General features: G+C 45.7%; 20 protein-coding genes. All 20 read right to left on the bottom strand.

From position 1 onward, the window contains the following. Position 1: 1 nt before the first annotated feature. Positions 2-289, bottom strand: a complete 288-nt coding sequence (locus tag AC5FX4_RS09945; protein ID WP_493606254.1) for a hypothetical protein — start codon at positions 287-289, stop codon at positions 2-4. A 9-nt stretch (positions 290-298) separates the two neighbouring features. After that, positions 299-1,534: a hypothetical protein gene (locus AC5FX4_RS09940; protein WP_493606253.1), complete on the bottom strand. Its 1,236-nt coding sequence runs from the start codon at positions 1,532-1,534 to the stop codon at positions 299-301. After that, positions 1,527-3,524 carry a DUF4815 domain-containing protein gene (locus AC5FX4_RS09935; RefSeq protein WP_493606252.1) on the bottom strand — a complete coding sequence of 666 codons (1,998 nt, stop codon included), beginning with the start codon at positions 3,522-3,524 and terminating at the stop codon, positions 1,527-1,529. Before AC5FX4_RS09935 ends, AC5FX4_RS09940 begins: the two co-directional genes overlap by 8 nt. 9 nt (positions 3,525-3,533) lie before the next feature. Then, on the bottom strand, positions 3,534-4,016 hold the full coding sequence (locus AC5FX4_RS09930; protein WP_493606251.1) for a BW3TFN family phage tail fiber component: 483 nt from the start codon (positions 4,014-4,016) through the stop codon (positions 3,534-3,536). 90 nt (positions 4,017-4,106) lie between these two features. After that, positions 4,107-4,883 carry a DUF4376 domain-containing protein gene (locus AC5FX4_RS09925; protein ID WP_493606250.1) on the bottom strand — a complete coding sequence of 259 codons (777 nt, stop codon included), beginning with the start codon at positions 4,881-4,883 and terminating at the stop codon, positions 4,107-4,109. Between the two features lie 9 nt (positions 4,884-4,892). After that, complete coding sequence (locus AC5FX4_RS09920; protein WP_493606249.1) at positions 4,893-8,303, bottom strand: hypothetical protein; 3,411 nt, start codon at positions 8,301-8,303, stop codon at positions 4,893-4,895. Between the two features lie 330 nt (positions 8,304-8,633). Further along, complete coding sequence (locus tag AC5FX4_RS09915) at positions 8,634-11,765, bottom strand: hypothetical protein (protein ID WP_493606248.1); 3,132 nt, start codon at positions 11,763-11,765, stop codon at positions 8,634-8,636. Positions 11,766-11,774: 9 nt separating this feature from the next. Beyond that, a complete protein-coding gene (locus AC5FX4_RS09910; RefSeq protein WP_493606247.1) occupies positions 11,775-12,335 on the bottom strand; it encodes a phage tail-collar fiber domain-containing protein in 561 nt (186 codons plus the stop codon). A gap of 98 nt (positions 12,336-12,433) precedes the next feature. Continuing rightward, complete coding sequence (locus tag AC5FX4_RS09905; RefSeq protein ID WP_493606246.1) at positions 12,434-13,369, bottom strand: phage tail protein; 936 nt, start codon at positions 13,367-13,369, stop codon at positions 12,434-12,436. A 7-nt stretch (positions 13,370-13,376) separates the two neighbouring features. Then, complete coding sequence (locus AC5FX4_RS09900; protein ID WP_493606245.1) at positions 13,377-14,264, bottom strand: baseplate assembly protein; 888 nt, start codon at positions 14,262-14,264, stop codon at positions 13,377-13,379. 83 nt (positions 14,265-14,347) lie between these two features. Next, positions 14,348-14,803, bottom strand: coding sequence for a hypothetical protein (locus AC5FX4_RS09895; RefSeq protein ID WP_493606244.1), 456 nt, complete (start codon positions 14,801-14,803; stop codon positions 14,348-14,350). After that, positions 14,800-15,198, bottom strand: coding sequence for a hypothetical protein (locus AC5FX4_RS09890; protein WP_493606243.1), 399 nt, complete (start codon positions 15,196-15,198; stop codon positions 14,800-14,802). The genes AC5FX4_RS09895 and AC5FX4_RS09890 overlap by 4 nt, the downstream gene beginning before the upstream one ends. Next, on the bottom strand, positions 15,198-16,406 hold the full coding sequence (locus tag AC5FX4_RS09885) for a WD40/YVTN/BNR-like repeat-containing protein (protein WP_493606242.1): 1,209 nt from the start codon (positions 16,404-16,406) through the stop codon (positions 15,198-15,200). The genes AC5FX4_RS09890 and AC5FX4_RS09885 overlap by 1 nt, the downstream gene beginning before the upstream one ends. Further along, on the bottom strand, positions 16,403-16,834 hold the full coding sequence (locus AC5FX4_RS09880) for a hypothetical protein (protein ID WP_493606241.1): 432 nt from the start codon (positions 16,832-16,834) through the stop codon (positions 16,403-16,405). The genes AC5FX4_RS09885 and AC5FX4_RS09880 overlap by 4 nt, the downstream gene beginning before the upstream one ends. Then, positions 16,834-17,499, bottom strand: a complete 666-nt coding sequence (locus tag AC5FX4_RS09875) for a hyaluronate lyase N-terminal domain-containing protein (RefSeq protein WP_493606240.1) — start codon at positions 17,497-17,499, stop codon at positions 16,834-16,836. Before AC5FX4_RS09875 ends, AC5FX4_RS09880 begins: the two co-directional genes overlap by 1 nt. Next, positions 17,499-18,044 (bottom strand): phage tail protein, encoded by a 546-nt coding sequence (locus tag AC5FX4_RS09870; RefSeq protein ID WP_493606239.1) that lies wholly within the window; start codon positions 18,042-18,044, stop codon positions 17,499-17,501. Before AC5FX4_RS09870 ends, AC5FX4_RS09875 begins: the two co-directional genes overlap by 1 nt. Further along, the gene (locus tag AC5FX4_RS09865; protein ID WP_493606238.1) at positions 17,995-18,678 is read right to left on the bottom strand and encodes a phage tail protein I; all 684 of its coding nucleotides are present in this window, start codon (positions 18,676-18,678) and stop codon (positions 17,995-17,997) included. The genes AC5FX4_RS09870 and AC5FX4_RS09865 overlap by 50 nt, the downstream gene beginning before the upstream one ends. Continuing rightward, positions 18,675-19,580 (bottom strand): baseplate assembly protein, encoded by a 906-nt coding sequence (locus AC5FX4_RS09860; protein WP_493606237.1) that lies wholly within the window; start codon positions 19,578-19,580, stop codon positions 18,675-18,677. Before AC5FX4_RS09860 ends, AC5FX4_RS09865 begins: the two co-directional genes overlap by 4 nt. Positions 19,581-19,636: 56 nt before the next feature. Next, positions 19,637-20,353, bottom strand: a complete 717-nt coding sequence (locus AC5FX4_RS09855; protein WP_493606236.1) for a hypothetical protein — start codon at positions 20,351-20,353, stop codon at positions 19,637-19,639. Positions 20,354-20,597: 244 nt separating this feature from the next. Next, on the bottom strand, positions 20,598-21,302 hold the full coding sequence (locus AC5FX4_RS09850) for a DUF4376 domain-containing protein (RefSeq protein WP_493606235.1): 705 nt from the start codon (positions 21,300-21,302) through the stop codon (positions 20,598-20,600).

Here is a 21,302-nt window from a genome sequence, read left to right as displayed (position 1 = left end):
CTTAAAGTGGGTAAAGGGTTTCACCAAGTAGGTGGTTAATTTTTTGCTTGCGATGTAATTCTTTGTGGGCATTACGCTCGGCTTGCAATGTGGCTTGCAAAGCGGCGAGTGAGCTTGATAACTTGCTTTCAAACGCCTGTGCTTGTGTTTCAAGTGCATTGATTTGCGTGTTCATATCGTTATCGATACTGGTGAGCGCGGTAATAATGCGAAGTACATCTTGTTCAAGTAAATTACTGGGGTGTGGGAGTGGGTAATCTCGATGTGGCGTGTTGTTCTCAACGGCCATAAGGGCTCCTTATGTTGAAAAGGCGCGTAAGTTTTTAAGCCTTGGGCGATGTGCTTCCGTGCCGTTTAGCACCAGCTTTAACCTTACGCGTTTGAGTGGATCGGGCTGTGGTGTATTGGTTGGCTCAGAAAAGTCATGAATGTAATCAAACTGCTTCCACCCATCGTCGTTTGACTTGGAACGCGTTAATGCAATTTCTGTTAGCTGTGAGTCTTCTAACAAGTAAACAGAAACAGACGCGCTACCTTCAATAATGCCATCAAAACTCACGGTAAACTGGCCGTTACTGTGGCAGGTGATCTCACGCGTGATGTATTCGGCACTTGGCTGCAAAAGACCCGTCGCACACTGAGTGCCTGCAAACAGCACCGGACTTAACAACTCAGAACCTTTTAAGTGCGCCGAAACATTGATGGTTTTATTCACTAACTTTTGCTTCAGTTGTTGTGGCGACCATTCTTGCGCACGTGTGAGCGGCGTATCACTGCCAACTACTTGGAAGGTAAAATCAACATCAGTCTGGGCGTCAGGCCTTTGGATGACTGCCAGCGCCATTAAATCTGTGACACTTTGAGCCTCTACCGAACCTAACTCTATCGTACGCGTGTTGCTGGTGAACTTGGCGGCCTTTAAATTAAAGGTTAAGTCTTTATTTTGATGCGGCGTCCAAGTACTGGCGTTACTCGATGATAACAACACGCCGACTTGATAAGGCTGGCTAGTTACCCACCCGTGCTGCTGGTCAAACTTACCCAGTTCTGCAATCGCCACCTCATGCTCCGCGCCATCGGTGAGTACCACAATGGCGTATTCTTGCCCGCCTTGTAAGAAAACTGGCGTAAAGCTAAAACGCGTTTTATCACTGGTCGAAATATCATCACTTTCAACGGTGCTTTGCGCTAGGATGGTTTGCGTTGGTATGCCCTGCGCTACTTCACGAATTTGTACCCGTACTGACTCTTCACCTTTTTTAGTAAAATACAGCTCAACCGCCGCAATAAAGCGGCTTTGCGGCAAAGTAAAAGTTTGCGCTAAAGGGTCAAAGCGCACATTGGTGATCGTGGTTACTCGGCGCAGAGTTTCGGTGCGAATTTGTCCGCTTCCTGTGTAAGTGGCAAAACCACGTGTGCCATTTTCCTCTTTACCAATAAACACCACGGTTTTTTCACCCGCGGGGATGGTGCCGCCCGGTATATCGAAATATCCGGTGATCACCTTTTGCTGCTCATTTATTTGTTTACTCACTGGTCACCTCTGGTGTTAATTCAATGCCATCAAATATCACCCTGCTCAACTGCTCTTCGTTAGCAAACCCTTTAACACTAAAGTGCACTCTTTTTGCTCTTAAAAACTCAGCTTGTTGTGTTTGTGTGCTAACTAGTTGAGTTTGTGTTGTACGGCGAATAGGCCCATTTCCACGGTTAAAACGGCGAGTAATTGGACTGCTCCAGCGCTGGCGGGTAACGGTCCAGTGGTCAACGCTTGGGGTCAACGTAACTTGAGCTGGCACAGGTTCAAATGCCTGATATGGGTTCACCTTCATTGAGCCCGTGCGTTTTGGCTGTGTAAGCACGTCTTCTAGTTCAAATGGCAGTAATTGATTTTGCGTTGAGTTTAATTCAATCACTGTTGCGTCAATGGGGAGCGTTAGTTCACCCTCAACAATTGCGGCATTTTGCTCTAAACCTTGATCGCGTAAATCATCATCTAAGAAAGGATCAACAAACACCCCATATTTGCTGGATGACTCTTGGCTGTTGGCGTCATTTCTCAGACGCTCAATGGCAAGCAGTTGGTATAGGTCGTAGATTTGTCGCTGCATAGTATGCAAATCGAGCATACTTAGGGCGTTTATCGCAATCGATTCAACCCTGGGAGCTTCATCCCCCCATTGCTGATACACATAGGCCAGTGGTAAATGCTGCTCTGGGGCATGAGGTGGCTCAGGATATTCAAGTGCAGAAGCACCTTTAATGCGCTGCACAATCCCTTGTTTATCCAGCACAAACAAATCAACGCGTGGCGATAAGCGTTGATAATCTGCCTCAATTTCATTGGTGAGGATGCTATCCCCTTCATTTAAAAATGAGTCGTCTATTTTATAGTGTGTTTGAGTATGCTGAGCCGACACCACCTTGCCATACACATATGTGACTTCATAACTATGGCCAGCAGGTGGGCGCACTTTTGTGGCATCGAGCTGCCAAACAATATGGTTGTCTTCGTGTTTATAGTCTTCTCCTTCTACATACACAGTGCCATCAAATTCCACTTTTTCAATATAGCTGACACTGGTGTTGGGAAAACTATCTTTTAATTGAGCTGCCGTTCGTGTGATTGTGCTCGTGGTACGTACCTCCACACTCACTCGTTCAACACTTTTTAATGGCGGAAAATCAACTTTGATCCAAGCGGTGGCATCTTCTCCCTCAGCTAGCTGCGCTCGCTCTGCTTTGATGGTGACAACCTCTGGGTCGGCTGCAAATTTTACCGGCAGTGCCATCGCATAGTTAAGCTCATAACCGCCTATGTGTGCCTTGCCTGACTGCAAGCTAAAATGTTGCTGCTCGTTCTGTGTTTTAATGTAGTGTAAGCCTAAGCCTTCAACCACATAATGACCACCATTAGACTCTCTATCGTATCGAGCTAAAGCTCGGGTAATAGCGTCTTGCTGAGGTGGCGCTTCTTTCACCACCAACACACCTTGGTTGATTTGATAAACTGGGTAAAACTCACTATTGGCAGGTTGTTCACCTTCTAGTACCCCCCAACGACCAACCACTTTTAAGCGGGCAGCGCCAGCTTCGTCATAGTTAATATGCACCATTGGCGAGTCTTTACCTGCAGGATCTCGCAACGTGCCATCTTCAAGCTCGGTGATCACGGTAGACTCTAAAAATACGCCAATGATAGCGTCTTTCTGAGGATTAAAACTAATACTGGCCTCGGCGACTGGACGCACCGCGCCGTATAAATACACCGATGCGGCAGCAACTTTGGCTACACCGTCTTCGATTTTAACTCCGCCACCAGCAACAATATCGCCGTCTTTTAGCAGTGCATCAGCCACACTTTTAATTTGATGGCTGACTTGTCCTTGAACATCGTTTAACTCTCTACTTTGTAAGCCTTTTCCCGCTCTAAACAGTATTTGCTCATACTGTTTAGTGGCGTCAAATCGTCGAAAATAGTCGGGATGTTCCGCCATGATCTGTTCATAAAGTTGATCTTGCATCGCACATCCTTAAAAACTAATTACAAATTCAAAAGACTCTCGTACCCCTTGATCTCGATAAATAGCGGGTCGATGTTCAAGCAACATAAGCGTGCCTTTTTGTTGCACTTCGTGTGGTTCTAAATACAGCTTGCCCGCTGGCACCTCTGGCTTAGGCAATGTACCTACCATTAAACCCAACTCACGAATGGTTTTTGATAGGCCATCGGCGAACTCGTAGTTAAACTGGCAGTACAAATTCGGTGTGGGATAATTGACTATATTGTAGCGCCCGTTAGGTACTTGAATTTCTCCCTCGTTGTCACTTTCACAGTACAGTACGCGTGTGGCTTTTCTGTAACCCAAAATAGCTGACAGTTCTGTGCTAGAACTTGGCTCTGGGGGGAGCTGTGAATCCCACTCGATACTGCCTTGCCCCCAAGCCAAATAAATGGTTTTTCGCTCAACGGCTTTGGCCAGCTCGATACGGCCAGCAGATGTTAATATGGCCACTATGACCTCCTCTGAAGTTAAAAAGTTTTATTTCTTTGGCGCACAAAAAAGCCCACATAAGTGGGCGTTTTATACTTGCAACAAAACAACTTATTCGCCTATCCAAAGCGCGGTTTGACGCTCGGCCGCTAATTTACACGCAGCAAATAACTGCGCTTTTGTCACTGCCACAACTTCGTTATCGGCCAGCACCCAAGGTATGGTTTGCTGCTCATCCATCACCAAAATGGCACGGGCCATACGCTGTTGGCTAAGCTCATCTGCGTCAAATTCAAACTCATCAACAACCACAGTTTGACTCGCAAGCTGCGCGCTGCGAGTCTGCTTAAAGCGCTCACGTTTAACTTGGGCAATTTGCTGCTCGGTATGAGCCTGTGTGGCTGGGTAGACTTTTGCCACCAAAGCATTGTCATCAAACTCGGTGCGCGCTGGTGTCGCTTCTGTTGTTAGGGCAAGATCAACCTCAACATACTCTGTACGGTAACATTGACGGCGCAGTGATAAGTCTAGTTGTGGTTGAGCTGGTAATTCAGGGACTTCCATCAATTCATCGCTATCCGCATCTAGGTTGGCATTGTGCGCTAGCGCTGCTTGACGCTCAGCCTCTACTTCAACCACCTCAAGCTCCCACGCTTGGTAAGCTGCAACATGGGCGGCTTGCTCTTGCTCAATGGCCGTTTTTAATGCTTGCTCGATTTGCTCTTGTGGGTGACGGAGTGCCATTTTTGTTAGCACATCGTCATAATTGATGCTTGGCTGCTCAAACAATTGCTGCGCACTGTCAGTGCTTGCTTGTTCATTAATCGCTTGTGTTTCAGGCACAGTTGAGTCGACCGCTAGCGCAGTCTCATTATTTGTTTGTTCCATAATTTGTCCTTAGTGGCTGGCAATACCCAGCGGCAGTTGTGTGTGGTGGCAAAACACTTTTACCGTGTTGCCGTTTAAATCTGTTTTGGTGTTTTCACCGTTGATGATTGGGATGGTTTGGTCGTCGCCCCAAGCGCTTGCCCCCCAAGGTGCATCGACAAAGTAAATATTATTTGGGATGGTTCGATATGAATAACCGTTTTGAGTATGTGCCCAACTCAATGAACCAAAGGGCTCATTACCAAACTTTACGCAACGTAAATACTTGCCAGCCAATGCACCACCTACTTCAGGGTGAACCCAGTAGAGGTTTCCAGCATAAAAGTCGTCGTTTACATTCGCTGAATTAATAGTGATAAATTCGGTGTTATCCCATTTCAGCTCTGCGCCATTAAACTGCATATACAGCAAGCCATTTTTTTCAACAATAGATGGCAAGGCTTTTACACCGCCAGATTGATTCAGTGGCTCACGCAACGTAACTGGGCTGTGAGAGACCTTGTTTGAGTCCCATAAATAACCGTTACTATATTTGGGCGCATTCAGTACCGCTAAATCACGTTGCTGATTTCCGTTTTGGTTATCTTTGCCAATAACCCCGCTTAACGAGCTGATGAGTCGATTGCCTTGGGTGATAAATCTGTCGGCAGATGCCCATATCGAATTGACCGTTGACTTTAACGCCGTATTGTTTGCCGGCACCGTTAAATTTGCTGACGACTCATAGCTTATCATTATCACACTCTCGGGCTGATAAATGGTGGTATCAAGCGTGAGTGTATTGGCAACAGTATTAAATTCTTGTGCTCTGCTCTCCCATATTGCGCCATTATCGGTGGTGTACAGCACCGATGGCGTTGCATTCGCTTTGCGGTTTAAGTCAAGAGTTCGGTTTTCTTCCGTAAGTGATTTGGGTATCAATTGCCCTATCACGCCACTTGGAAATGCGGCCGTAATACTATCTGGTGAGCCCACAATATCAACCCAAGGGAGTGAGTCAAATTCACCACCCTGCATTTCGGTTGGCATAATGATTTGTGCTTTGATTGTTTGAGCTCGGCCTTCGTTAAACCAATCATTATTAGCCGTATTAGGGTTGATCAACGCAATAGAGTTTTGGCTATTTAGAACTTGAAAGCGCGATACGGCTACCCATGAATTAAGTGCATGACCTCCAGCAAATGTAGATGCATTGGTATCCCCAAAGTCGAGAAACTTGATCCACACCAAAGGACCATCAAACTTGGTATGATCTGGTTGAGATAGGTAATCTTCTAGACCATACAAGTGCTGGTGGTTTGTTAGTGGGTTTTCGTAATTAGCTGCCCATCCTACATAAATAGTCATCCCTGAATCTTTACACAAACCTGTATTCACGAGAGTAAAGGGCACTTTTTCTTTGCCTCGCAATTTACCCGTTACTGCTTTTTGCATCACCCTTTCACGCAGTTGATTCACGTCGAGCTTATTAGCATTTATGCGTAAGTCTTCCACTTGCCCTGCGTAGATGGCGTCGTAGTTTTTATACTGGTCAGTTCTTCCCGACCATTTACCAGTTCCTGAAATATGACCAAATTCGTTTGAATTTGTTCGAGCACCGCCCTGTGCATACGGAACAAAACAATCAAGAGTACAATATGGGCTGCGCGCAATATGCTCTCCATGCCAATAAGCAGCATAGGTGTTTAAATTACCAATGTGCGCAAATCCATTACAACCCATTGGATTATAACTTGGATGATATGCCCCTTGGTTTAAGCGCTGAACAAGGGCGATTGGAATGGCGAAACACAGTCCATGATAAGCAAAATCAGTGCGACTTCCTTCCGAACCATCTTTTGAAGCCGCATATAAACCTAACTGAGGGTCGATGCTCATCTGAGCATGATATCTATATGGTAAATAGTTTCCTTGTTCAGAGTAATTCATATAGTTTTTAGGACTAATTAAACTAGCACCTTGGGGCGGAACTTGGTAACGAGTATTTGCATTGTCATACCTACCTCCAAACCCCCTTGTATCTGCTTTATTTGATACAAAACTCCTATGTCCGTCGCCCACCCCTTCAACCACTCTCACCCTGTAGCGCACCTGAATATACGCTTTGGCTTCTGGGTCGTAGTAAATATTATGTTCGGGATTTTTTAAAAACTTAACGCGATTTGCGGCGGATAGCGTTGACCATTTAACACCATAGCCTTTGGTATCTGTATCCCATTCACCAAAGGCTGAATAACCTTGTGCAACTAGGTTATTGGCAAGGCCAATGCCCTCGTAAGTACTAGCGCCAAATTGCACGTTACCGAGCGGGTAGACCACATCTTTATCGGCGATTTGTTCATGCCACGATTCTAGGAACACAAGATCTTTACGTGAGGTGATCACTTGTTCGGTGGCTGGTAATGTTTGCCAACTGTGAATCGTAATTTTTTGATCAACTTGTGCTTCAGGAGCACGCAAATACACACCGCCATTTCTAAAAGTATGATTAAAAGTCACAGTGTGTTTTATATTGGCACTCGCCTGAAAAGACTTTATGAGTGGATCGGCACCAATAGCGCCAGTTGCATCGCGAAATTCAATATTTGTATCAACGCTACTAGTAAAAACAATGTGGACCTTATGAGATCCAGTATTGGCCTTATTTACAAAGTAAAGTCCACCAACCCCTGTTTGCTGAAAAGTAAACTCCCCCAGTTCATTGTTATAAATGCCCGCATAAACCGCATCAGGGGCTTTATGTCGACACTCATTAAACGCCTCAGCGGCACTGGCATGTTGGGTGACTTTGCCCGTTGCAGAGTCATAGGTTTTAGTTCCGTCAGGGGCTTCAGGGAAACGAATCGGAAAAGCATAATCCGCTGGCGCTATATTAATAGGTGCTGATATAGAATGAAGCACACCATCAACATTGACCAAAGGCATATTTTCGTTAGATATACCTTTACCATCAAGTGTTCGTCCAACTTGCAAGCTTGTCATAATTTCAGGCCTTGATTTATGAACCCAAAGACCTTCATTTATAACATCGGCAAACGCACCGCCAGCCTTCCCCCACTCCACAAACCCTGATCCCGCATACTGTTGCTTGCGCATTTGGCGCAGCGCATCGAACTGGGCTTTGGTCATGACATCTGGGTGTGGGTTGATTTTTTGTGTGTCGTTAATTAAATCCGATAGGCTGTCTACTTGATAACTTTGACCGTTTAAGTCTTTGAGCGACACTTTGCCGGTTTTAGTTTGCCAATCGTTAATGGCTTGGTGGTTTGCTTTGATCAAATCATGCGTGCTGTGCATATCCACTTTAACTTGATCAATTTCATTAATGCTATCGGTTACATCGGTTGCCAGTTTGACACTGGCATCGGTTTGCTCAGTTACCGCTTGCTGCAACTGAGCCAATTGTGCTTCTATTGTCATTTTCCTTTCCTTTACCTACATTTTCGGCGCACGCTCCTATCCAACAAATAAATTGCGCGTTTAAATGAGGTCCAACGAGTAAATAGAAGGCGGAGTTTGGCTTCCAACAGACCAAAATCCGCCATTGAACGGCACGCGAATGCGTCACGTATTGCGTTGCGGAAGAAGCGTACTTATACGCGTTTCCCACAATACGCATACTGTAACCAGATTAAGGGCAAAATATCGGTCAACTTTGCCCTATCCTTGCTGGGTTTTACCCCACCTGCTGCATGCCCGCGTTTTTACTCGTTGTTTTAAAAGAAAGCGGTTTGAAACAATAGCTAGCTTTTAGTGACTGGCAATACCCAGTGGTAGTTGTGTGTGATGGCAGAACACTTTTACCGTGTTGCCGTTTAGGTCGGTTTTGGTGTTTTCGCCATCAATAAATGGGATTGTGTTATCATCTCCCCAACTTGAGCCATTGTACTTGAGTTCAGCTCCCTGACACTGCATATACAACAGACCGTTTTTCTCAACAATGTTGAGCAGCGATTTAACGGCGTTGCCCACATTTGTGCCCTTTAAGCTAACATCTCGATGCTTAATATTAGAGTCTCTTACGGAGAATATTTCTCCAGATAAGTAGGAATGCCCACTGACTGGTATCAACTCGTTTATCGGATGGTCATTCCCTTGCAAAATTTTACCAGTGAGGCTTGGTGCTAATCGGTTACCAGATCTAATTAACAGATGGTGCATAGCAAGCACGCTGCCAATGTCAGACACTGGTGTTTGAGCATTCTCAGGTTGAGTAAAGTTAGACTGAGCTTCATAATGAATCAAACGCACTTCATTTTCTTGGCTTACATATTCCCACGTATTCGTCGCTTGATAAAAAGCCGAACCAGCTCCTCCCTTAGACCATTGTGCACCATTATTAACAGTCACTTCACTTGACAACTCACCTTTAAGCTTTTTGTTTAGCTTAAACAACGTTGTTCCATCTTGCGGCAAAATTGGTATCCATTGACCAATTACACCATCAGGGAAAGTAGCCACAATACGCTCTGGGTGGCCGACAATGTCGGTCCATGGAAGAGAGTCATATTCACTAGATAACTCTGTCACCTTTGCAAAATAACAAATGTCTGTGGTTGTTAACCCGGTTAAGCTAATCGGATGTATATGCTTTTGTTTACCCAAGTTTTCAAGGCTACTTGTCAGCATCATATGCGAGTTAGAAGTTGATATTTGCCCGTAAAGGGTCGTATTTGTTGCAGGCTGCCAAACCATAACAGGTGTATTAGCCGCAAAGCCATTATCATAAAAATTCAGCGATGTGCCATTTTCAAGAGCATCAACAAAACTTGCATTCCACTGGTTTGATTGATGCAGATACCCTTTATGAAGCGCTTTAAATTGAGTAAACAGTACTTTGCCCTTACCCCGCAATGTCCCTGCCACTGCTTTACGCATGGTGTCTTCACGTAGTTGATTTACATCCAGTTTATTGGCGTTTAAGCGCAAGTCTTCTACTAGGCCTGCGTAGATGGCGTCGTAATATTTGTACTGGTCAGTCCTTGAATGGCCATGACCACCAATATACCCCATACCCGGATGTCTTCCGATACTTGTTTCTGTTGGCGGGATAAAACATCCCAAAGTGCTCATATGCAAAGATGTAGGAAGTTCACACCAATGGTAATTGCGTACACCCGTCATTGTATATTGCGTTGTTCCCATAGGGTTGTGCACGGGGTGATAAGCCCCTTGGTTTAAGCGTTGAACGAGCGCTATGGGCACCGCAAAGCATTTGCTTTGATAAGCATGGTTAATTGTTCTATCGGGGTCTGCGGACCCATATTTGCATATGCCATATTGACCAGCTATAGGCTTCGTCCGTGCAATAGCCGCGTTATTGGCTTGTACAGACTCACTACTAATATAGCCAATACGCGTTGGGTCTTCGATAAAGGTGTAATCTGCAACGTTGACTTGGCTACCCCTTGGCTTAATCGCGTCCCCAGATTGATACGTTAAATAGCCATGAGTTTTTATGCTATTGGCACCGACACTTTGCCAGTTATCCCCATGTCCCTCAACCACTCTCACTCGATACCGAACTTGAATATACGCTTTGGCTTCTGGGTCGTAGTAAATATTATGCTCGGGATTTTTTAAAAACTTGATGCGGTTTTTGGCGGACAGCGTTGACCATTTTACGCCATAGCCTTTGGTGTCGGTGTCCCATTCACCAAAGGCAAAATACCCTTGTGCCACTAGGTTATTGGCAAGGGCTATGCCCTGGTATGAGCTTGCACCGTATTGCACGTTACCCAGTGGATAAACCACATCTTTATCGGCGATTTTCTCATGCCAAGATTCTAGGAATACAAGATCTTTACGAGAGGTGATCACTTGTTCGGTGGCAGGCCTTAAAGATGCTGAGTGAACTTGCCATTCAAGTTCGGTATCACCTCCTGATGCATGGTAACAGCGAATATTAGTCCCTAACATATCGGCGGTGGGTTTATAGGTCGCTCTGTATACTGTAGGCTTGCCCGTGCCAACATACTTTGTGATTTTCTCATTGTCCGTCGCGTTATAAAAACCCAATACAAAGTGCTTGCCTTGTGGATAATTAATTACCCACTCGGTAACGTATTCAACATTTTTTTGTAGCGCCATTCCATCGTCGAAATACGTTACACCATCAGAAGGATTCGCTGTTTTCACTTGAGCGATTTGACCTTCAAGGGCGAGCGTACCACCACCCCAAACATTCCAACCTGTCAGTCCATCACTAAAATTATTATTAATGACCAAACCACCAAACGCCTCGGCGGCACTGGCATGTTGAGTGACCGTGCCAGTTGCTGAATCATAGGTTTTGGTACCGTCGGGGGCGGGAGGAAACCTAATGACGCTGTGCTCTGCTATTAAATCAACTCCAGATTTACTTATTGTAATCTGAACGCCATCAACGACAACTACAGCATTTGGTGATGAAGAAACCCCCATTCCATCAAAAGCATAACGACCGAGACGCAAAGAATTAGTTTCTAAACTGTCCTCTGGGGCATCATACATCCCATCATTTATGGGATGATGGTTACCTGACATCATATGCTTCCCCCACTCCACAAACCCACTGCCCGCATACTGCTGCTTGCGCATTTGGCGCAGCGCATCAAATTGGGCTTTGGTCATGACCTCTGGATGAGGGTTGATTTTTTGTGTTTCGTTAATCAAGGTTGCGAGGGTATCAACTTGATATTCTGCGTCGTTTAGGTCTTTAAACGTGACTTGGCCGGTTTTGGTTTGCCAGTCGCGTGCGGCTTGGTGGTTTTGCTTGGCAAGCGCGTGTACTTTGTCTATTTCTTGCCAACTGTCTTCAATGGCGGTTTTTAATTCGTGTGATTCGTTGGCTTGTTCGGTAACAATTTTACTGATCTCGGCCAATTGTGATTCAATCGTCATGGTAGCTCCTTAAATGCCTGCTTTTCGTAACCTTTGCTGTAGCAAAAAGTTTTGGTGCGCTTGTTTGATCAAGTTTTTGCTTTGCAGGGTTTGTGCGTATGTCATGGTGAGTAACTCTTGGGTTAAAAACACGTTGGCGTTATTTACCCCCACCTGACAGGTGATGTTTTGACTAGGCAAGGTGGCGACGTTAAGAGTAAACACTTCAAGCCATACCGCGTCGGCCGATTTAAAGTTCAACTGCTTATTCGGTACGCTGTAAACCGCCACGAGGGTGTCGTTTGACCAAATGCCTATCTCTTTTACCGAATAGCTTTTAGGGCCATCAAACAAGGCACTAAAACGCAATTGTTTGTTGCCGTCATCGTCGTCAAGAATTTCGGCACCGCCGATCAGCGCCTTTTGCTGCTCATTGCGCAGCGCGGTTTGCGTGGCCGACGGCGCGTAGGCTTGATCGCCCGCCGACACATGGGTAATAGCCAGCGCTATGCCAGCTTGTGAGGCACTGAGCAGTGCATCAAGCCCTTGCTTAGTCCACACAATGGGGGTAAATGTGCTTGGGTAGCTCATAGTTTATTCCAGTAATCATGGCAGCTAATGACGTTAGCTGCACCAATACAAAGGTAAGAAAACCTAAAGAAATGAATGTGTTGAATTAAGTGCTTAAGTTATTCAGGTAACTTAGGGGTTAAATTAAGCCTGCCTAGGTTCACTCGGCCACTACTTGCACCGCTGAACAACAATGGCGTGGTATGCCTGAGCTGTTCATGATCAATCGATACGCTGCATAATTGCTGGGTTTGCCAGTTGCTATTTTGCCAACGGTCATGCCATGGGCCGAGCCACACGCGTTGTGCCAGTGTGCGTTGTTGACTATACAAACGGCTGCGAATAACCTTATTCGGCAAGTGAGATGGCAGCTCTGTTGTCAGGCAGTAACGGCTTGCGTCATACACATCTAAATGCTTGCTCACTTGACTGCGTTTACGCAGGTGGCCAAAGCCAATACGTGTCACCGTGGCTGTATTGCTGTGCTTTTGCGTGCGACCAAAACTGGCTTTTACTTGTGTTTTATCGGGTAGCTTGACTAACACACCCGAGTAGTCGCTCAGTATATGACCAAAACCACACCCTTGGCTCGACAGTGTTTGCTTACGCACATCGTAACCATGGTAAACCCGCGTAAGTTGGCTACTCACCGGGGCCGACAACTGAGCCAGTTTGGCTACTTTGGCTAAGCGCTCGTCGCCTGGCACTTCACCACTGTCTATTTGGTAGCTGTAATGGTGGCGACCCGGTGGGGTGTTTTCAATGCTTGCCTGTTTAAGCTCAATCCAACCCAGCGCGGTGGTTAAGCTTTTTGGGGTACCACGAATACGCTGCCAAGCTAGGCCCTCTTTTAAGGTTTGCCGCACATCTTGGCTGTAGGGCAATATGCTTTCCAAGCCATACTCCCATACCAGCCACATAAGTTGCGCGTCGTGCGGGTTGGCTTTCATGTTGGTTAGGTTGCTAATTGCACTATCAAACACCGTGGATTGATCTTCACTTTGCAACCCTTTTAGCAGCAGTGGGCTGTGATTAGGGGGTAAGAGTTGTTGCATTGCTACCTCATTCGCGTAGTGTAAGTTGAATATTTCCCGGTACGGCGCATTGCTCAGGGCTAATATCCACTAGCGCATTTGGTTTTTTAATGTCTACATGGCGCACGCCACTTTTATGCAATTGCGCGCTTATCCAACTGGGTGCTAAATCCCAACCCAGTTTTGATTCACTACGCCATGCTTCACGAATTAACGGCGCTAGTTCATTAAATACCTCCACTGAGGTGTTGGGCTGCAAGTAAATGTCCACCAGCACGTCTACCTCAATAAAGTTGGCCGCTTGCACCGTGACCTTATCGGTGAGCATCTTCACGCCCTCGTCTAACACTTTGTCTCTAACGCGTTCAACCGTGGTTTTACTCGGTGGTGCATCTTGCGGTTGTGGCTCTGGCGTCTCGCCAAGGGTTTTATCATCCAGCGCTTGTTTGGCGAGCACGGTAACAATCACTTTACCGCCTTCTTTGCTTATTACCGATACATCGGCAATCTCGCTAGGCGCAGCATTAATGGCATGATTGCGATAGTGTTCCGCGCTGCCCGCGGTACTGGCGGCAATGGTATTGTTACGAATGCGCTGACGGTAGTCGTCATCTTGCTCATCGGTTACGCGCTCAACACCATAAAAGGCACCAAGGTGCTCAAGGTCGGCCCCTTTGGCAAAGGCCAATAAATTGGATTGCGCCGCTTGGTTGATCCGCTGGCGCAGTAGTAGTTCTTGATAGCTTTCTACCTGAAGCCACACAGTTAACGGGTCACTCTCAAGCTCCAGCGCATGCGCGTAATCTGGCGCAAGCGCTACAAAGCGCGCCTTGCGCGCTTCATAAATGGCTTCAAAAGAGAGAGATTCGATAATGTCAGGCTCAGGCAGTTTGCTTAAATCGATATAACTGGTCATCGATTAGGCTCCTGATTGAGTAACCAAAACTTAAATAATCAAGTCTGTGTAGAAATGAAATAACTTAATTGGTGAGGCTATGATTAAATCACTGAAAAGCGATATTCACTCATCTCAAACGGCATATCAGGAAAGTCGGTGTTAAACAATTCTTGGTTAACGACCCAAATACCATTTGTTTCAAACTTTAACGGTATTGAAAGTTGACCATCTACTACTTGTGCCGGCATTAACTGAATGCGGCCGGTATCGATGCGTTTAAATGGCACTTTAAACTTGCAATCAGCAATATCTAATTGAGCTGTTGCAACCACGTCGTTTGATTGTTGAGAGACGGTAAATTCATTGTCATGATTCACGTAACCATCGAGTTGACCCGATACGTCACTAAACTCAATATGATGAATATCTATTTCATCTAACGAAAAGTACGTTTGCTCTACAATCGCCCCTATATCGTCAATTTCCCTATACACTTGCCCATTTTCTGTGGGTTCACCTTCGACCCAAATACCATCAACTAAAATACATGTTTTCATAGTAGCCTCTCGTAATGCCAAGCCAGACCGAAATCTCTCAGTGTGCCATTTTTAATCGTTACTCTCTCGTTGACTAAAAATCGCATAGGCTCTTTTTGAGCATGTATGTTTGGACAAATTGCAAATCTATTCAAATCAGTCGTACCATCACCAATCATCAGTGAATGAGAACGCACCACCTCCCCAAAAGAGGTACTAATACTCCACCTTCTAGCATCGGAATCACTTAGCGTACTGCTATTAATTGCATAAAGTAAATCTATAACCACCCTGCACCCAGAAGGAGGTGTGATGGTTATATCAGCAAAGTTATAAAGTCTTTTATAACCTGAAGCACCAACAAAAACATATGATTTATCCTCGATATAATGCTCATTAACTTGTTTTAATGCCATTATTTAATCCTCACATAACGACGGTCATTCAGCGCACCAAACTCCCCTACACCAAAATATGATTTTGACACTGAATCTACCGATCCGGTAATGACACAGTCTCCATTATCTAATGCGGCAACGGCTCTGAAATATCGGTTAGACAATTGACTTTCTAACTCTTTTCGCCTTTGCCAAGTCAAACCCAAATCACTCGAAGTTATAAGCAATCCACCTGTAGGATCTGCGGTAAACAGCATCCATTCACCATTTCGATAGATAAAACGTCGAGTTCCGCTATATGATTCATAAATATTTACAATGCCTAACTGTTGTTGCAGTGATGGAAAATCAGCAGCCATTGTCCAAGACTTGCCGTCATCACTAGAACAAATAAAACATTTTCCATTTGAATTATCAGTCAATGCCAACCAGTGACCGTTATCATCCGTTGCAATTGCGTGCATTCGGCTTAATAGACCATTTGGCAAATTTGCTTTATGCCAAGTATTCCCATCATCTTGGCTATAAAATACTTCAGTATTCTGTGTGCTTGTAATCCAAGTGCCTGTTTTGCTGTAGGCAATTGTATCCGCTCCGCCTGTCACATCAGGCAAGTCTATACGTTGCCATGAATCACCAAAGTCTTTTGATTTAAAAACTCTTTTTGCTGGGTTATAGTCCCCCCCAACCGCCATTAATATATCAACACGATTAGATGCAAACATAACCATTGATTGCCCAACACCCTGTGTTGTACGTAAAAATGTCTCGCCATCATCTGTTGAACGGTGAAAATAACTTGCTGGATATTGCTCGTCAGCCATCACCCACACATGGTCGGTACCATTATGCCCACAGTAAGTGACTGTACCTGACGCTCTTACATTTGACTGTAAGTCAATTTTTCGCCACGTTTCTCCAAAATCCAATGATTTTGAGTAAGTTTTTGTGCCGTGAGTACCACTTACCAAAACTACGTTGTCACGATGATCCGCTGCATTAGGTTGCGCTGACCAATCAACATTGATTGGTTTAATTAATCTCATTGATTTAGCCACGGGCTCCAATTCCGAAGCATAATCTGAGTCTTCTATATAGCCAAATTTAAGAAATGTCATCCCGTTTAGCTCAACTTTCGGCCTATGATCGCTTAACTCAACCACTTGGCCAATTAATACGCCTCCGCCTGATAGAGCATCATCTTGATCTGTTAGCACGTTACTCATAAAGCCCAACCTCCATTTTTGTAAATAAACCTTCTTTCAATCGCGGCTTTAGATAATTGATACTCAACACCCATTTGTTCACCACGTAAAATATACTTGCTTTCAGGGGCTAACACTCTGGCTGGATTCTCTCTTGTTGCACCACTGTTTCTATCAAGCATCACAGATATAACAGCTCCGTCAGGCGCTTCATTTGGTAACTGCAAGGTTGTCACTGAGGTCAATAAGTAACGCCCGCCTGCTACTGCTACAGCGGGTTGATTGACTAATACGAACTTGCCCATTTCAACAGGCACGCCTCCTAAAGTTTGCCCATCACCAATAAATAGTTGATCAGCCTCTGGGGACCAGCCCGGCTCGCCGTTGGCGAGAACGGTTTGTAACCGTTCAGCCTCGGGTCCGCGTCTAAATTGAATCTTTCGACCCATTAAAATGTGCCTCCGTCAATGTCTCCGCCCTCAACAGCTAAGCCTAATGAATTAACCCAATCTTTTACCCAAGCAGTGTTGGCAATATGGGTGCTGTCGTCAGACAACGCGCGAGTGGGTGCTTTTGGATTGCCTGTAAAGTTTGGTGAGGTAAATAACTGCGCTTTAGATTCATTGGTAACGTTGCTTAGGCCAACATCGCTTTTATTGATTGTTACCGCGCCCGTTTTGCCGTTTACCGAGAGCACATTGTCGGTTGGGGTTCTGAGTAAAATCCAGTTCGATAACACATTGGCTGGGCTCGATTTTAATACGTACGACTTGTTCTCGTCGGTACGAATTGCCAAGTCGCCCGGTTGCGCCGTTAGGGCAAGCATCGCCGCTTGGTTTGCTACTTCAAACGGTTGACCAATCGCTAAACTTGGCAATACGCCTTCTGGAATTTTACCACTGCCATCAAGTGTTAAAACTTGGTTTGCACCCGTGCCTGCATCTTTATATATGGCACTGCCAAGCGTGCCAAAAATATCAATACCACCAGGGGTTTGGCCATCACCCACAAACAGTTTTTTGCTATCGGTAAGCCAAATTGGTTCACCGCTTGCTGGGGTTACATTGGTTCTGTTGGCTGCAGGGCCGCGTCTAAATTGTAATTTGTTTGCCATTATAAAGTGCCTCCATCTAGGCTAGTTGCGTTAGGATAAGAATCTGAAAAAGCGCCGCCATCGAGTGATAGCAGGCCCATAAATTTGTTGATTTCGTTGGCGACGTGTTCTTGTGTGGCGTACACCATAGACGGGTCTACTTTTAAACTCACCGCTTGCGCCTGTACCACGTCAATCACGGCTTTAATGCCAAGCTCTGCACTGGCGTTATCGGCCATACTAGGTTTGTAGGTTTCTGGGTATTTAACGATGGCAAAAGCCACGTCGTCTTCGGTATAAAATGCGGCTTCACGGACATAAAACCCGCCTTCAGTGGCTGGCACTATGCCCACGACTTCGATCATCGAAGGCTTGTCATCTAAGGTTTTTGAACTGCTGATCAAGCCCCTAAATTGCTCATTTGCAAGCGCTTGCGCATCAGGATGAATAACCCCATCACCTACGGCAAATTTGGTTAAATTGATTTTGATACCGGTGCCAATGGCATTGGCGATTTTAGCTCGACCAGCTGGGGTCAGCATGGTCCAGTATTGTGGCTGAGACATAACTACTCCGAGGATATACTTTGATTTGATTAATTGATTGATTTGCAAGGCCAATAGTGAGTGGCATTTGGCTTGAAATTTCGCTGGCAAAATAAGGGTAAACAGTCGTGGTGAAACCAGAGCTTGACGCCGATGCCAGCTTGATTTGCGACTCAGACAACAAGCTAACCGATAAGTCAAACTGCACACTTTTGCGTTTGGTATTGGTAATAGCGGTATGAATTTGGCTGATCACCGTTTGATCAATGCCCTTATCTGTTACCCCCACATCTACACTAAAGGTGCCTTCGTTCCCTTGCGGCTGTTTTTCAAACCACTCTGTTAATGTGGTGCGATAACCAAATGGCTTTAAACTGTTAATAATTGCGTAGCGCGTGCCTAAATGCTTGTGCTGCTCGTAGCTTTGTGCAATAACTTCACGTTTAACGGCTTCATTCCAGCTTTCATCCCACTGAGTTACACCTTGGCTCCACGCGAGCCAAGGTAAGAAAGCGGTTGGGCAATCATATGGCTCCCATAAAGTGGCAACGGTATCTGCCCCGTTTTTAATAGACGTCAGCAAAGCATCGCTAATATGTTGTAATTCAGACTGTAAATCAGAGCCGTTATGTAACAGCTTGTGCGCCTCATTCATTGGAGCACCTCAAAACTCAAGCCCGAAAGGCCGTTGCTACAATACGCCACCTCGCCCGCTTGAATGTCGATATTGCTGGTGGGTGCGCTGAGTTCTACTTCTTCAACCCCAGCTTGGTGTAATGCGGCAAATAGCGCGGAGCGTTTAATCGACTTACCTAACGCGTGATGTTTTTGTAAAAACGCGCTGATCTTATCTAGCACCTGCTGCTTAACTTGTTCATGGCCCGGGCCTAGCTCTAATTTAATATGTGCGGTGAGGGTGAACTCTTTTACCTTAGCGGGAATAATTTGCACCCTATCGCCCACTGGGCGCACCTTTTGTGCAGCCAACACTTCAGACACTTGATTTTGGTTGCCTGCGGTTAAGCCAAAGGTGGTTTCTAGCGTATTAATTAGCTCGCTTGAAGGCAGCCCTTTGTCGTTTTCGTTAGATAAAATGCTTAGCACAATATGGCATGGCGATGGGCTGGCAACATGCACGTCTTTTACCCGTGCGTCGGCCGTTAAGGCATGGTAGCTGTAGCTTTCTTGTGTGCCTGCGGTGTTTAAGCTGTGCAGAGCAAGCTGAATGCGTTCACGCAGGCGCTCGTCAGTTTCGTTATTTTGCCGAGCCACCCCATAGCGCGTGGCAATTTGCTCTAAATCGCTGCCTTCGGCGCTACTGAGTAGCGTGGCTTTGGCGGCGTCATTCACCCGTGCGCGCAGCAGCATGCTGTGATAGGCGTAGGTGTTAAGTAATTGGGTGAGTGGCTCTGACTCTAGCTCAAGTACGGCCGCGAGTTCGGGTTTGCGTGCCAGTAAGTCTGTTTTAAGGGTGCTCAGTAGTTGCTCAAAGTCCAGTTTTTCAAGCACGTCTGGTGGTGGCAACTTTGATAAATCAATCAGTTGAGATTTAGACATATCGCTCTTCGATTAAAGTTGAGTGGAATGGTGTAGTGATTAACCACAAAGGTTGTTTAGGCCTCTTGCGCGTCGTAAAAATACAGGGCGACGTTACCCGCTTTTAAAATGCTGCCATTACTAATGGTATTGGCGCTTAGGTTTAGGTTCATGGCCTTGGTGGCATCAAGCCATTGCCCACCTTGCAAGTAAGCACAAAACTCGGGGCCATCGGCCAAGGCTTGATGGTTTAAGGTAAACGCCGTGTTCGAGCCATCGGGAATATGTTGCGTGTTGTATTGACCAATGACCCCTTTGGGAAACGTCTCGGCCACCTTTTGCGGCGCACCAATAATGTCAATAAATGGCATGGCAGAAAACTCTTCCCCCTGCGCTTCGGTGGCTATCATAATTTGCGCCGTCACTTGGGCATGCTCATGCTGGGTATTACCACTGCTAAACCAGTGTTCATCGCCGGTGTTTGGGTTCACTAGGGCCAAGTCTTCCCCGCCATTGAGCACCGCGCATTGGTCTACTTGCAGCCAAGTATTAAGCTCATGGCCACCAGCAAATGTGCCTAAATTGGTATTGCCAAACGAGGTAAATTTGATCAACACGGGTTGTTCAAGGTCTACCACACCACTGCCTTTGGCAAAATAGCGGGCACGGCCAAGCACGGGCAGGTTTTGCGTCAGCGGGTTGGCGAGCGCATTGCTGGCTTTACTATCAATAAAAAGGGTGTTGTTCGATGCACGGCATACATCGGTATGCACCAAAGTAAAAGGGTTTATCATAAACCACCTAACGTTTAAAAAAGAAAAAGGCATTGCACCTAAGCGCAACGCCTTTTAAACGGGAAAGACAACGAGTTCAATTTACGGGAATACTAGCAATTTATAGAAAGGGAAAACGGTCAACTTTGACCGTTTTGAAAAAAGAAGGGTACACGCACAACGCAATGGTGTTTGTGTAGTAGAAATGGTGATATTTGTGGAAGGAACCAGCCCTCTTTAAGTGAAGGCTGGCATATAGTGGTAATTAAACAATCCAAAGCGCTGATTGTTTTTGCGCTGCAAGAGTGCATGCCAGTGTTAACTGTTGTTTAGTTACTTCAACGACCTCATTATTAGCTAACACCCAAGGCTGCTTTTGCAAGTCAGACATAAGTTGAGCAGCCCTTGCCATTCTAGCTTGGCTTAGTTCATCACCATCAAACACCATATCGTCAACTTCAACGGTGATAGCTGCAACATTTGCTGTGCGTTGCGCTTTGAAGCGTTCGCGTTTTACGGCTTCAATATATTCAGCGCTGTGGGCAACTGTTCTGGGGTGATGATAGGCAATCAGGGCATCGTCGTCATAAACAACGTGTGCATCTTGTGCTTCGGTTGTGAGTTCTAAATCCACCTCGACGTTTTTAACTTCATAGCAAGCACGGCGTTTTGCTATGTCAATTACAGGTTCAGTCGGTAGTGTTGGAACATCTACCTGATCGTTTTGGTTTGCTGCGTTGTGCGCCTGTGCTTGCTCAATTTCAGCTTGAACCTCTGGTAAAGACGCTTGCCATTGTGTATGCGCTTGCTCGTGTGCAGATTGCTCTTGTTCGATAGCCTGTTGCAGCGCTGACGTAATTTGCGCACGCGGGTGACGCAGGGCAATTTTGGTGTGTACATCTTGATATGTTGCCACAGGCTGCTGCTCTGCGACTGGTTCATTTACTTGTTCAATTATTTGTTCGCTCAT

The organism is Pseudoalteromonas sp. ATL1 (assembly GCF_058933015.1).
The sequence above is the reverse complement of the archived record's forward strand: the minus strand, read 5'-3'. Positions and strand labels throughout refer to the sequence as shown.

Bases quoted from the DNA above. Each gene is read 5' to 3' on its own strand.
- AC5FX4_RS09925 (WP_493606250.1), bottom strand. From the start codon at position 4,883: ATGGAACAAACAAATAATGAGACTGCGCTAGCGGTCGACTCAACTGTG.
- AC5FX4_RS09920 (WP_493606249.1), bottom strand. From the start codon at position 8,303: ATGACAATAGAAGCACAATTGGCTCAGTTGCAGCAAGCGGTAACTGAG.
- AC5FX4_RS09910 (WP_493606247.1), bottom strand. From the start codon at position 12,335: ATGAGCTACCCAAGCACATTTACCCCCATTGTGTGGACTAAGCAAGGG.
- AC5FX4_RS09895 (WP_493606244.1), bottom strand. From the start codon at position 14,803: ATGAAAACATGTATTTTAGTTGATGGTATTTGGGTCGAAGGTGAACCC.
- AC5FX4_RS09865 (WP_493606238.1), bottom strand. From the start codon at position 18,678: ATGAATGAGGCGCACAAGCTGTTACATAACGGCTCTGATTTACAGTCT.
- AC5FX4_RS09900 (WP_493606245.1), bottom strand. From the start codon at position 14,264: ATGACCAGTTATATCGATTTAAGCAAACTGCCTGAGCCTGACATTATC.
- AC5FX4_RS09935 (WP_493606252.1), bottom strand. From the start codon at position 3,524: ATGCAAGATCAACTTTATGAACAGATCATGGCGGAACATCCCGACTAT.
- AC5FX4_RS09890 (WP_493606243.1), bottom strand. From the start codon at position 15,198: ATGGCATTAAAACAAGTTAATGAGCATTATATCGAGGATAAATCATAT.
- AC5FX4_RS09880 (WP_493606241.1), bottom strand. From the start codon at position 16,834: ATGGGTCGAAAGATTCAATTTAGACGCGGACCCGAGGCTGAACGGTTA.
- AC5FX4_RS09855 (WP_493606236.1), bottom strand. From the start codon at position 20,353: ATGATAAACCCTTTTACTTTGGTGCATACCGATGTATGCCGTGCATCG.
- AC5FX4_RS09875 (WP_493606240.1), bottom strand. From the start codon at position 17,499: ATGGCAAACAAATTACAATTTAGACGCGGCCCTGCAGCCAACAGAACC.
- AC5FX4_RS09870 (WP_493606239.1), bottom strand. From the start codon at position 18,044: ATGTCTCAGCCACAATACTGGACCATGCTGACCCCAGCTGGTCGAGCT.
- AC5FX4_RS09885 (WP_493606242.1), bottom strand. From the start codon at position 16,406: ATGAGTAACGTGCTAACAGATCAAGATGATGCTCTATCAGGCGGAGGC.
- AC5FX4_RS09915 (WP_493606248.1), bottom strand. From the start codon at position 11,765: ATGACGATTGAATCACAATTGGCCGAGATCAGTAAAATTGTTACCGAA.
- AC5FX4_RS09905 (WP_493606246.1), bottom strand. From the start codon at position 13,369: ATGCAACAACTCTTACCCCCTAATCACAGCCCACTGCTGCTAAAAGGG.
- AC5FX4_RS09945 (WP_493606254.1), bottom strand. From the start codon at position 289: ATGGCCGTTGAGAACAACACGCCACATCGAGATTACCCACTCCCACAC.
- AC5FX4_RS09860 (WP_493606237.1), bottom strand. From the start codon at position 19,580: ATGTCTAAATCTCAACTGATTGATTTATCAAAGTTGCCACCACCAGAC.
- AC5FX4_RS09850 (WP_493606235.1), bottom strand. From the start codon at position 21,302: ATGAGCGAACAAATAATTGAACAAGTAAATGAACCAGTCGCAGAGCAG.